Here is a 12,681-nt window from a genome sequence, read left to right as displayed (position 1 = left end):
AGAGATGAGTGACCAGAGCGTAATGGAAAGCTTTACCCTGACCCTGGATGGCGCCGAGGTCAGCGCCTGGCCCGGCGAGACCCTCTGGCAGGTCGCCAAGCGTGCCGGCGAGACCATTCCCCATCTGTGCTTCAAGGACGCCCCCGGCTACCGTTCCGACGGCAACTGCCGCGCCTGCATGGTGGAGATCGAGGGGGAGCGCGTGCTCGCCGCCAGCTGCATCCGCGAGGCGACCCCCGGCATGGTGGTGAAGAGCGCCGGCTCCGAGCGGGCCCGCGAGGCGCGTGAGGAGGTGCTGGCACTGCTGCTGGCCGACCAGCCCGAGCGCGAGGCGAGTCCCGATCGCTCGAGCCACCTGTGGGCCATGGCCGACCGGCTGGCCGTCGACGCCACCGCGGTGGGCGAACGCCTGCCCGCCCGGGCGGAGCGGGCGTCGCCCACGGTGCATCATGTGGCCGAGAGGGCGGACTCGCTGCCCCATGCCGGGGGGCATGACGCCACCCACTCGGCGATGAACGTCAATCTGGATGCCTGCATCACCTGCGGGCTCTGTGTGCGCGCCTGTCGCGAGGTGCAGGGTAACGACGTGATCGGCCTGGCCCATCGCGGGGCGGCGGCCAAGGTCGTGTTCGACTTCGATGACCCCATGGGCGAGAGCACCTGCGTAGCCTGTGGCGAGTGCGTCCAGGCCTGTCCCACCGGGGCGCTGATGCCGGCGACCCTGATCGACGACGCGGGCCGTGGCGATTCCGCCGTGGCCGACCGCACCGTCGACTCGGTCTGCCCCTACTGCGGGGTCGGTTGTCAGCTGACCTACCATGTCAAGGATGACGCGCCACATGCCGCCGGATCAGCTCCGTCCAATGCAGAAGCTGGGCGCATACTCTTTGTCACCGGGAGAAACGGTCCCTCCAATCAGGGCCGGCTCTGCGTCAAGGGGCGCTTCGGCTTCGACTATCCCAACCACCCGGCGCGGCTGACCCGGCCGCTGATCCGCCTTGAGGGCGTGCCCAAGGGGGTCGATCCCGATTTCGATCCGGCCGAGCCGCTGACCCACTTCCGTGAGGCGAGCTGGGAGGAGGCGCTGGATCTGGCGGCGGAGGGGCTCACCAGCCTCAAGGCCAGCAACGGTCCCGAGGCACTCGCCGGCTTCGGCAGCGCCAAGTGCTCCAACGAGGAGGCCTGGCTGTTCCAGAAGCTGGTGCGTACCGGCTTCGGCTCCAACCACGTCGATCACTGTACCCGCCTGTGCCACGCCAGCTCCGTGGCGGCCCTGATGGAGTGCCTGGGGTCCGGTGCCGTCACCGCATCGTTCATGCAGGCGCTCGAGGCCGATGTGGTGGTTCTCACCGGCTGCAACCCGGCGGTGAACCACCCGGTGGCGGCCACCTACTTCAAGCAGGCGGCCAGGAACGGCACCCGGCTGATCATTCTCGACCCCCGTGGCCAGGCCCTGGACGCCTACGCCTGGCGCAGCGTGCGTTTCACGCCGGGCGGCGATGTGGCGCTGCTCAACGCCATGCTCAACGTGATCGTCGCCGAGGGCCTCTACGACCAGGCCTATATCGACACTCATACCGAAGGCTTCGCGGCGCTGGCGGCGAGCGTGGTCGACATGACCCCCGAGGCCATGTCACCGCTTTGTGGCGTTTCGCCCGGTACCATTCGCGAGATCGCGCGGGCCTATGCCACCGCCGACAAGGCGATGATCTTCTGGGGCATGGGCATCTCCCAGCACACCCACGGCACCGACAACGCTCGCTGCCTGATCTCGCTGGCGCTCGCCTGCGGTCAGACCGGGCGGCCGGGAACCGGCCTGCATCCGCTGCGTGGCCAGAATAATGTCCAGGGCGCCTCGGATGCCGGCCTGATCCCCATGGTGCTGCCCGACTATCAGCCGGTGGGCGACGCCCAGCTGCGCGCCGCCTTCGAGGAGCTGTGGAACACCGAACTCGACCCCGAGCCGGGGCTGACCGTGGTGGAGATCATGGATGCCATCGTGGCCGGTACCATCAAGGGGATGTATATCCTCGGCGAGAACCCGGCGATGTCCGACCCGGACCTCAACCACGCACGCCAGGCGCTGGCTAGCCTGGAGCATCTGGTGGTGCAGGACCTGTTCGTGACCGAGACGGCCCAGTTCGCCGATGTCATCCTGCCGGCCACCGCCTGGGCGGAGAAGGATGGCACCGTCACCAACACCAACCGCCAGGTGCAGATGGGGCGTGCCGCCGTGGCTCCTCCGGGGGAGGCGAAGCCCGACTGGTGGATCATCCAGGAGATGGCCAGGCGTTTCGGGCTGGGCTGGGACTATGCTCACCCGCGGGAGGTATTTGCCGAGATGAAGCAGGGCATGTCCTCCCTGGACCATATCAGCTGGGAGCGCCTCGAGACGGAGGACTCGGTGATCTACCCCTGCCTCGCCCCCGGCGCCCCGGGCGAGGACGTGGTGTTCAGCGACGCTTTCCCGCGGGCGGGCGGCAAGGCGAAGTTCTCGCCCACCCGGCCGCTGCCGCCGGATGAGCCGGTGGATGCCGACTATCCGACGGTGCTGACCACCGGGCGGCTGCTGGAACACTGGCATACCGGCGCCATGACGCGTCGCAGCCGGGTGCTCGATGACCTGGAGCCGGAGGCCGCGGCCAGCCTGGCTCCCGCGGAGCTGGGACGCCTGGGCGTGGCACCGGGAGAGCCGATCACCATCGCCACCCGGCGCGGCAGGATCACCTTGACGGCGCGCTCCGACCCGCGCATGCCCGAAGGCATGGTGTTCGTGCCCTTCGCCTTCGTGGAGGCGGCGGCCAACCTGCTGACCAACCCGGCGCTGGATCCCTACGGCAAGATCCCGGAGTTCAAGTACGCGGCTTGTCGGCTCTCGCCGGCTGCCCCTTGACCACCAGCACCACGCCGGCGATGGCAATGGCCATGCCGGCAAGCGAGGCAGAAGGCAGGGCCTCGTCGAACAGCCACCAGGCCTGCAGGGCGGTGACCGGTGGCACCAGATAGAACAGGCTGGCCACCCGCGAGGCCTCGCCGCGCTTTATCAGCGCCATCAGCAGCAGGATGGCGCTGATCGAGAGTACCAGCACCAGCCACCCCAGGGTCAGTACGAACACGGGGGCCCACTCCACGCTGCGCTCCTCGAAGAGCAGGGCGCCAATGCCAAACAGCGCCACGGTGGCCAGGTACTGCACCACGGTGCCTGAGAGCAGCGGCATGCCGGTGCAGTGGCGCTTCTGGTAGAGGGTGCCGCCGGTAATGCCTAGCAGCGCGACCAGCACGGCCCCCAGCGCACCCAGGCCGAAGCCCTGGAAGAGGCTCTCGCCCGGGTCGAGCTTGCCGCCCAACACCAGGGCGACCCCCACCAGCCCCAGTAGCAGCCCCAGCCATTGGCGTATCGTCAGACGCTCGCCCAGCAGTGGCCCGGCGAGCCCCGCCGTCAGCAGCGGCTGCAGCCCCACCAGCAGAGAGGCGAGCCCCGCCGGCATGCCCAGATAGATGCCGTAGAAGACCCCGCCCAGATAGGCGCCATGCACCAGCAGGCCCGATACCGCGATATGTCCCCACAGCCGGATGCCGCGGGGCCACTCGCCGGAGAGCCAGTGGGCCAGGGGGGCCAGCAGCGCCAGGGTCAGGGCGGAGCGTATAAAAAGAAAGGTGAAGGGCTCGGCGTAGGGCAGGCCAAACTTGGCGCCGATAAAGCCGGTGCTCCACAGCACCACGAACAGCAGCGGCATCGCGGCGAGCCACAGGCGATGAGAGAAGATGGCGGGCATGGGGGCATCCTTGCAGGGGAGACCACCATCTTGGCCGCCTCGCAGCAGGCTGCCAAGGGGGCGTGGCGCTCGCGAGGGTTTGTGCTTTGGTCGTAGAGCGTGGGGCCAGTGGCTAACTAGTCAGACCAGTTTTTTCCCATTGCTTACAATATATTGTCGTCGATGGAAGGGCAGTGGTTCGCGGATGACGGGCAGGGCAACGTTGAATCGCAGCGTTGGCCGGGCACGGGGCTTTCGCTAGCTTCTTGAGTGAGCGCCTGTGCGCTTACCGACCATGCACGATGGAGTCGAGCGTGGGGCGTCGGGGTCGCCTGGGCGGCCATGAACGGCGAATCGGTCCAGGGAAGATAACAACAAGATCCGGCCATGCCCCGCCGGGGCCGGCCACCGCCATCTGGAGTTTATTCCATGCAAGATGACAAGCAGCCATCACGCATCCTGACGTCACCCGGCGATGCGGCCTTCGAGCGTCGCGAGCCCGATCGACGCCGCTTCCTCAAGGCCGCCGCGGTCGGTTCCGCCGCCGCCGTGGCGGCGCCCTGGATCGGCAATGTCCAGGCCCAGGAGGGCATCCGCATTCGCATGCAGTCCTCGTGGCAGCCTGGCACCGTCGGCTATCGCACCTTCGAGGCCTGGGCCAAGGGCGTGGTCGAGTCCACCAGCGGTGAGGTCAATATCGAGCCCTTTCCCGCCGGTGCCGTTGCCGGGGCCTTTGAGGTCGCCGATGCCGTGCGCAATGGCGTGCTCGATGGCCAGAACTGGTTCACCGTCTACTGGCCGGGCAAGATGCCCGCGGGTGTATTCCTTACCGCCTACCCCATGGGGCTCTCGCTGCCCCACCAGTGGGACATGATGTTCGGCGCCTATGGTGGCCTGGATATTGCCAAGGATCTCTACCGCAAGCAGGGCCAGGAGCTGCTGGGTTATGTCCACCACGACCTCAACCTGATCCACTCCAAGGTGCCGCTGCGCAGCTTCGATGACTTCGATGGCATCAAGATCCGCATGCCCGGGGGGATCGTCGCCGAGACCTTTGCCGCCATGGGCGCGCGTACCACCCTGCTGCCGGGCTCCGAGGTCTACCCGGCCCTGGAGAAGGGCACCATCGATGCCGCCGACTTCACCGGTGCCGCGGTCAACTACGAGCTGGGGTTCTGGCAGGTGGCCGACTACATCATCATGGGGCCGCCCTCCACACCCTGCCTGCATCAATCCGTCGACCTCATGGATATCGCCGTCAATCGGCGCGTCTTCGAGCGCATGTCCTCCCAGACCCAGGACCTGATGCACGACCTGGTCGCCGCCTACTCCCGCGAGCACTATGCGGCCATTCAGAAGGCCAACGCCGAGGCCTGGCCCAAGTACCGCGAGAAGGGCGTGGAGATCATCCACCTGACCGAAGAGGATGCCACCCGCTTCCGCGAGGTGGCGATCCCGCTGTGGTTCAAGTGGGCCAACAAGGACCCGGATGCCGCCCGTCTTTTCAAGGCTCACCTCGACACCATGATGGATCCCGCGGTGGCGCTGATCACGCCCGAGGACATCAAGGACTACGAGCTCAATATCTGACCCGCCGGCTCGAACAGGCTGGGTGCTGCGTCTCAGGAGTCGCAGCACCCTGGCCCCGGGCATAACGCTCAACCCCGCATCTGCCGGGTCCATGATCCGTCGCTCTCGCCGGGAGGTGATGGCATCGCGGAGGAGTCTCAATGAATCTAGAGATCAACTTTATCCTGCCCCACTGGCTGTACTGGTCGGTGCTGATCTTCCTGCCGCTGGTGGTCATGTTCTTCGTCGATCGCAGCTTCCGCCGCGGTGGCCGCATCGATGGTGGCGAGGTCGCCGAGGTGCCGGCCGGCGAGGAGGTGGCAGTCGGCTATCAGCCTCCCGGCAACCTCCTTACCCTCGCCATCGATCGCGTGTCCGGCTTCTTCGGGCGCTACGTGGCCTACTGGTCGCTGATCGCGCCCTTCGTGTTCGCCTATGAAGTGCTGATGCGCTATGCCTTCAACTCGCCGACCAACTGGGCCCACGAGTCGATGACCCTGATGTTCGGCATGCAGTACCTGATGGCCGGCGCCTTCGCCCTGCGCGAGGGGGGCCATGTGCGCGTGGATATCCTCTACCAGCGCGCGCGGCCGTTGACCAAGGCGTCCCTGGACCTGCTGACCTCGGTGTTCTTCTTTATCTTTACCGTGGCCCTGCTGGTCACCGGCTGGAAGTTCTTCTCACAGTCGGTGAGCGACCGCCTCTTCTTCGGCGCGAGCTATGCCAACGAGGTCTCCTTTACCGAGTGGGCGGTGCAGTACTACCCGGTGAAGTTCATGCTCTTCTTCGGGGCGCTGCTGCTGCTGCTGCAGGGCATCGCTCAGCTGATCCGTGACGTCCAGGCGTTTCGGTATCATCGCGCACGGGAGCGCCAGGGGCGCGGCTTCGCCCAGCTGCTGGTGGTGCTTGGCGTGCTGCTGGCCGCCTGGGTCCTGTTCGAGATGGTCAATATCGCCGTCACCGACTACGAGAGCCTGGCCGGAAGTCTCGAGAACAGCCTGAGTCGGCTGGGCATCGGTGGTTTGACCCTGCTGATGTTCGGCACCCTGATGGTGGTGTTGGTGGCGGGCCTGCCGCTGGCCTTTGTCACCGGCGGCCTGGGGGTGGCCTTCCTCTATCTGGTCGGCGACCAGGCCATGCTCAACCTGATGCCCTCGCGCATTTTCCCGATGATGACCAACTATCAGCTCTCCGCCATTCCGCTGTTCATCTTCATGGCCTCGGTGCTGGAGAAGGCGGGCATCATCGAGGAGCTGTTCGATGTCGTCTACAAGTGGATGGGCGGGCTCAAGGCGGGCCTGGCCATCGCCACGGTCATCGCCTCGACGCTGCTGGCCGCCATGGTCGGCGTGATCGGCGCGGCGGTGGTGACCATGGGGCTGATCGCCCTTCCGGCGATGCTCAAGCGCAACTACGACCCCGAGATCGCCATCGGCTCGATCATGGCCGGCGGCACCCTGGGCATCCTGATTCCTCCCTCGATCCTGGCCATCATCTATGGCGTCATCGCCCAGCAGTCGGTGGGGGAGCTCTACCTCGGCTCGCTTCTCCCCGGCCTGCTGCTGGCCTTCATGTATGGGTTCTACTGCTGGATGCGCGGCACCCTGAACGTCAGCATGGCGCCGCCGATGCCGGTCGAGGACCGGGTCGACATGGGCGAGAAGCTGCGCCTGCTGCGCAATATGTTGGCGCCCATCGTGCTGGTGGTGCTGGTGCTGGGCATCATCTTCACCGGCATCGCGACGCCGGTGGAGGCGGCGGGCATCGGTACCTTCGGCGCCCTGGTGGTGGCCGCGATGCACAAGCGGCTGACATGGCCCAACCTGCATGCCGCCTGCATGACCACGCTGGTGGCGTCGGCCATGGTGATGTGGATCATCTTCGGTGCCAGCATCTTCGTCGGTTTCTATATCCTGCAGGGGGGCCAGACCTTCGTGCAGGAGCTGATCTCCGGTGCCGGCCTCGGTCCCTATGCGGTGCTGGCGCTGATGATGGTGCTGCTGGTCGCGCTGGGGATGTTCCTCGACTGGGTGGGCATCCTGCTGCTGGCGGTGCCGATCTTCGTGCCCCTGATCAAGGGGCTCACCTTCGACGGGGTGTTCGGGCTACCGGGCGTGGATCCCGCCGATGTCTCGCTATGGTTCGGCGTCATCTATCTGGTCAATATGCAGATGTCCTTTCTCAGCCCGCCCTTCGGCTATGCCCTCTTCTATATCAAGGGGGTCTGCCCGCCACATATCACCATGGCGCAGATCTTCCGCTCCTCCTTCCCGTTCCTGGCACTGCAGGCGCTGGGCCTGCTGCTGGTGATCCTGTTTCCGGCGCTGGTCACCTGGCTGCCCAATCTGGCATACGGCTGAAGAGGAGATGTTCACGAGCAGGGCGCCTGCGGGCGTCCTTGTTACATTCCCACACAAAACGATCTGAACTCCTCCGGACACGGGGGCGTCACAGGGGGGCACACACATTTTGACGTACCCCTGGAGGTATCTATGAAACGCATGACTGCCCTGTTCTCCGCCGCCCTGCTCAGTGCCGGCCTGATGTCGGTCACGGCGCATGCCCAGGAGGACACCGCAGCCAATGCCTCAGTATCGGCCGAGGCCTCGGTTCAGGCCCAGGACTTCTCCGATACCCAGCTCCAGCAGTTCGCCGATGCCTCGCAGGAGATCGCCGTGCTGTCTCAGGAGTACACCGAGCGCCTGCAGGCCGCCGAGGGTGAAGAGGCGCAGCAGCAGGTGCGTGTCGAGGCCAACGAGGAGATGGTCAGCGTGGTCGAGGAGAGCGGCCTCGAGGTCGACACCTTCAACGCCATCGGCCAGGCCATCCAGCAGGACCCCGAGCTGATGAAGCGTGTCCAGGAGATGGCGCAGTCGTAAGGCTTGCCCGACTCCCTGCCGGCTCCCATCGGCATTGACGGCCACCCTCCGGGGTGGCCGTTTTCATGGTGCGCCAGGCATGGCGCACCTGGCCGGACAAGGCGTCCTCCTGGCCGCGCTCGAAAGGGCCGTTGTCGAGGCCGACGATATGCGACAAGCTTCTTGTATGAGGCGACGTCATCCTGCCTGCCGGCGCTGCAGCGCGATGGCCAGCAAGTGTGAGGGCAGGTACAGCACGATCGGCCAGCCGATCATCAGGCCCAGCAGATAGACGAGCGGGTCGAGCAGGGCCTGGGGCTGGCCGAAAAGACCATGTACCCAATTGATATTGCGCGCCGGATCGGTGAGCAACAGGGTCAAGGGCAGTACCAGCCAGGTCAGGGCCGTCTGCAGCCAGAGGCTGCGCCGATCATAGCCCAGCCTGATCAGCGCATAGCTGGTCACCACCGGCAGCACCACATGGAAGAGCGAAAGCAGGCGAAAGGAGAGCGCCACCTGAGCGTTGAACATGTATTCGGTGCCGCCGATGGGGTGAACGCCGAACAGCAAGGCCCCGCCCACATCCAGGCTCCACAGGATGCCCACCACCAGCACCGCGAGCCACTGGGCGGACATCAACAGGCGACTCTCGGTCCACAGCGCGACGAGAATCAGCAGGCTGGCCAGATCGCACAGCCACAGGAAATTCTGCCAGCCCACCTTGGCGAAATAGCTCGGCGCCCAGATGGCGATCCACAGGGTGAAGGCCAGCTTGAGCCAGAGGGGTAGACGGTGTGATGGCATGGCGACCTCATCGTGAATCGAAGAAGCTGATTGGCTACGCAAACCCCGCCCGGCGCAATCCGTCGAGATAGTGCACCCTATCGATCTCCTGGCGATAGGGGTCCAGGGCGAGCAGCCAGTCGAGACAGCTCAGGTGCTCGGGAAAGCTGCCCCGGGCCAGTTGATAGCGGTAATGACGATAGACGGTGTCGCGATGGCTAGCACCCCGTTCCGGCTGGCCGAGATGGGCATGGGCGGCGGCGATAACGGCCGGCGTGTTGCAGAAGGCCTGGGGAGCGGAGGCCAGGATGTCGATGGCGTCCTGATAGTGACGCGCGCTGAAGAAGGCGATGCCGGTCATGCCGGCATGCCATTCCGGGCGATAGGGCGCCAGGCGCAGCGCCTTGCGGGCCGCGTCCACGCCACGGGCGGGCTCGCCGATCAGGGCCAGGGCGAAGGAGGCATGGGCGAGCACATTGGCATCGTTGGGATTGAGCGTCAGCGCCAGCGAAAGTTCGCGATTGGCGGCGTCATAGCGTTGGCTGTACAGCTCGGCCAGCCCCAGCATGCAGTGGGCGCGATGGTCGTGCTCATCCAGGGCGACGGCCCGGCGGGCGAGGTCCAGGGCTTCCTGGCGGAGAAAGGCCCAGTGGTTCCAGGAAAAGCACGCCCATTCGTTGAGATGAGCGAGGGCGAGACCGACATAGGCGCGGGCGAAGCCGGGGTCCTTGGTCAGCGCCTGGTGAAAGTAGCGCCTGGCTTCCTGAATGGCCGCCAGGTCGGGACGTCGCAGGGCGCTCCAGCCGCGCAGCCAGAGATCATAGGCCTGCCAGTCCCGGGGCGGCTTGCGGCGCGTCGCCACCAGGCGATCGTCCTCGATCCATCCGGCCAGATTGCCGACGATATGACTGACCATATCGTCCTGCACGGCGAATAGCTCGTCGGCACGGCAGTCGTAGCGCTCGGCCCATACCTGGCGAGCGCTGGCCGCCTCCAGCAGACGAGCGGTAAGCCGCAGTCCCTCGCCCCGGCGTCGGACATGGCCCTCGAGCAGATAGTCCACCCCGAGTTCGCTGCCGATCTGCGCCGGCGTGGCTGGTGTATCCCGGTATACCAAGGCGCTGGTAGGGCCGATCACCTCGAGTTCGCGAAAACGGCCGAGTTCGGTGGCGATGTCTTCCGCCAGACCGTCACCAAGGTGACGATCAAGACCGACATCTTCGTCGGGAAGAAACGCCAGTACCGCCAGGCCAGGGCAACCGGTAGCCCTGGCGCGATGTCGGGCGCGGGTCGCGGCGGCGGCGTCGATAATCTTGGCGCGCTCCGGTAGATCGTCCTGCTCCCGGGGCATGGGCTTCCTCTCATCGGCGCCTCTGGGGAGCAGGGCGATCAGCTCGGCTTTCAACTGCTCGGTTTCAGGAGCCGGGGGGACGCCGAGCTCGTCGGCGAGACGCTGACGACAGCGCCGGTACTGGTCGAGCGCCGCGCCGATGCGGTCCTGGTAGAGATAGAAGCGGATCAGGGTGCGCTGCACGCCCTCGTCCAGCGGATCGCTTTCCAGCAGGCGCAGGGCGAGCTGGATACCCGCATCGATGGCGCCGGTGGCCACATAATGCTCGAGCAGCCGATGCATCACCTGCTGGAGCGCTTCGTCCAGGCGCAGGTGCTGATTGACCAGCCACTCCTCGAAGGCTTCGCCGCACTCGGCCAGTCCCTCCAGGAAAGGGCCGCGATACAGGGCCAGCGCCCGTTCCAGCGTCTCCGGGGTGCCATCCGCCTGCCAGCGCTCGAAGGCTTCCATATCCACCATGATCGCGCTGGCTTTCAGGCCGATATCCTGGGAGCCGATCATCAAACAGCCCCGCGCTTCCAGGGGCAAGGCATGCTGTAGCCGCGACAGCGCCTTGCGCAGATTGATGCGTGCCCGGGACTCGGGCATGTCTTCCCACAACAGGCCCGCCAGCTTGCTGCGGGAGTGGCGCCGACCGGCGCTCGCCGCCAGATAGGCGAGCAGCGCCACGACCTTGCGTGTCGGAAATCCGAGCCGCTGCCCGTCGGCGCCATAACAGGCGAACTCCCCGAGCAATGAGATCTGCAGCAATGGCATGACGGCTACCCCCTGAACATCAGCCTAGGTGCCGCTGACCTGCAGGACCAGATGCTGATTGTCACGCCCGTGTCACGGCCCAGGGACGCCTGCCTGATAGCTTGTGAATGTCACCCGAACAACCACAAGCCATCAAGCAGAGGTGCGTCATGACAACATCAAGTATGCGTCAGGCCGCTGACAGCGCTGCCGCCTTGGGCGCGGAAAGGGTTCAAGCCTTTGCCGAGCGCCTGCATGGTGAACTGATTCGGCCGCAGGATGCACGCTATGAGGAGGCGCGCAGGGTCTACAACGCGGTGCACGACCGACACCCGGCGCTGATCGTCCGAGCCGCCGATGTGGCGGACGTGATGGCAGGCGTCGCCTTCGCCAGGCAGCATGAACTACCGCTCGCCGTTCGCGGCGGCGGCCACAGCGTTCCCGGTTTCGGCACCTGCGACGATGGCCTGGTGCTCGATCTCGGCCGGATGCGCGGCATTCGCGTCGAACCCGAGGCACAGCGGGTTCGTGCCGAGGGCGGCTGCACCTGGGCGGACCTCAATCACGCCACCGCCGCCTTCGGTTTGGCGACCACCGGCGGCATCGTCTCCACCACCGGCATCGCCGGTCTGACCCTGGGAGGCGGCCTGGGCTATCTCGCTCGCCGCTGCGGGCTGGCCTGCGACAACCTGCTCTCGGCGGATGTGGTCACCGCCGAGGGCCGCTTGCTGACCTGCAGCGAAGACCGTCACCCGGAGTTGTTCTGGGCGCTGCGCGGGGGCGGCGGCAATTTCGGCGTGGTCACCTCCTTCGAGTATCGCCTGCATCCGGTGGTGGATATCCTCGGCGGGCCGACCTTCTTTCCCCTCGAGGGTGACATCCTGCGCCGCTACCAGGAGTGGATCCTCGAGGCGCCGGAGGCCCTGGGCGCGATCCTCGGCATCGTCCTGGGCCCGCCGCTGCCCTTTCTGCCCGAGCGGTGGCAGGGCCAGCCGGTGATCGTGGTGCTGACCTGCTGGAGCGGTCCGGCGAGCGAGGACGAGGCGATACGCGAGCGTCTCGAAGGCCTCGGTCCCGTGATCGGCCAGGCGCTGCAGCGTATGCCGTACCCGGCGATCAATACCCTGTTCGACGACCTGCTGCCCGCCGGGCTCCATCATTATTGGAAGGGCTGTTTCACCAAGCAGTTGACCGACGAGGCGATCGCGGTGCATCTCGAGTATGGCCGCCGGATACCCTGCCTGCAGACCGCGACGCTGCTGTTTCCCCTCGACGGCGCCTGTCGTCGTGTCGCCCCCGAGGCCACCGCCTTCGCCTATCGGGATGCCAATTTCGCCACGGCGCTCGGGCCGAGCTGGCCGGATCCCGCCGACAGCGAGCGCAATATCGCCTGGGGGCGCGCCTACTATCAGGCGCTGCAGCCCCACTCGGAGGCGGGGGGCTATGTGAACTTCATGTCCGGCGACGATCATGCCCGGGTGCGCGACAACTATCGGCAGAACCACGACCGGCTGGCCAGGATCAAGGCCCGCTTCGATCCGGCCAACCTGTTCCGGCTGAACCAGAATATCGTGCCGGCAAGCCAGGCAGCATAAGCCTGCCTCGCGGGCCTCCATCCACCACCGATACC

8 protein-coding genes are annotated in these 12,681 nt (G+C 66.3%); 5 read left to right on the top strand and 3 right to left on the bottom strand.

Annotation, left to right across the window (positions count from 1 at the left end; all coding sequences use genetic code 11):
• The first annotated feature begins 4 nt into the window (after positions 1–4).
• The gene (gene fdhF / locus GRB80_RS12210) at positions 5–2,893 is read left to right on the top strand and encodes a formate dehydrogenase subunit alpha (RefSeq protein WP_161423764.1); all 2,889 of its coding nucleotides are present in this window, start codon (positions 5–7) and stop codon (positions 2,891–2,893) included.
• Here fdhF and GRB80_RS12205 read toward each other — a convergent pair.
• A complete protein-coding gene (locus GRB80_RS12205) occupies positions 2,853–3,776 on the bottom strand; it encodes a DMT family transporter (RefSeq protein ID WP_161423763.1) in 924 nt (307 codons plus the stop codon). The two genes, fdhF and GRB80_RS12205, sit on opposite strands and share 41 nt — an antisense overlap.
• A 408-nt stretch (positions 3,777–4,184) precedes the next feature.
• Here GRB80_RS12205 and dctP point away from each other — a divergent pair, with 408 nt between their 5' ends.
• The 3 genes from dctP (at position 4,185) to GRB80_RS12190 (ending at position 8,203) form a co-directional block, all read left to right on the top strand.
• Positions 4,185–5,345 carry a TRAP transporter substrate-binding protein DctP gene (gene dctP / locus GRB80_RS12200; RefSeq protein WP_161423762.1) on the top strand — a complete coding sequence of 387 codons (1,161 nt, stop codon included), beginning with the start codon at positions 4,185–4,187 and terminating at the stop codon, positions 5,343–5,345.
• A gap of 140 nt (positions 5,346–5,485) precedes the next feature.
• On the top strand, positions 5,486–7,684 hold the full coding sequence (locus tag GRB80_RS12195) for a TRAP transporter large permease subunit (protein ID WP_161423761.1): 2,199 nt from the start codon (positions 5,486–5,488) through the stop codon (positions 7,682–7,684).
• 132 nt (positions 7,685–7,816) lie between these two features.
• Positions 7,817–8,203: a DUF4168 domain-containing protein gene (locus GRB80_RS12190; RefSeq protein ID WP_161423760.1), complete on the top strand. Its 387-nt coding sequence runs from the start codon at positions 7,817–7,819 to the stop codon at positions 8,201–8,203.
• 177 nt (positions 8,204–8,380) lie between these two features.
• On the opposite strand, the gene GRB80_RS12185 is transcribed toward GRB80_RS12190, so the two are convergent.
• Together GRB80_RS12185 and GRB80_RS12180 are read right to left on the bottom strand one after the other, a co-directional pair.
• The gene (locus GRB80_RS12185) at positions 8,381–8,986 is read right to left on the bottom strand and encodes a hypothetical protein (RefSeq protein ID WP_161423759.1); all 606 of its coding nucleotides are present in this window, start codon (positions 8,984–8,986) and stop codon (positions 8,381–8,383) included.
• A 34-nt stretch (positions 8,987–9,020) separates the two neighbouring features.
• Entirely contained in the window at positions 9,021–11,072 is a 2,052-nt protein-coding gene (locus GRB80_RS12180; protein ID WP_161423758.1) for a BTAD domain-containing putative transcriptional regulator, read from the bottom strand.
• A gap of 149 nt (positions 11,073–11,221) precedes the next feature.
• On the opposite strand from GRB80_RS12180, the gene GRB80_RS12175 reads away from it, so the two are divergent.
• The gene (locus GRB80_RS12175) at positions 11,222–12,646 is read left to right on the top strand and encodes an FAD-binding oxidoreductase (RefSeq protein ID WP_202597220.1); all 1,425 of its coding nucleotides are present in this window, start codon (positions 11,222–11,224) and stop codon (positions 12,644–12,646) included.
• The last annotated feature ends 35 nt before the right edge of the window (positions 12,647–12,681 follow it).

Source organism: Halomonas icarae, from assembly GCF_009901955.1.
GTDB lineage: Bacteria > Pseudomonadota > Gammaproteobacteria > Pseudomonadales > Halomonadaceae > Halomonas > Halomonas icarae.
The sequence above is the reverse complement of the archived record's forward strand: the minus strand, read 5'-3'. Positions and strand labels throughout refer to the sequence as shown.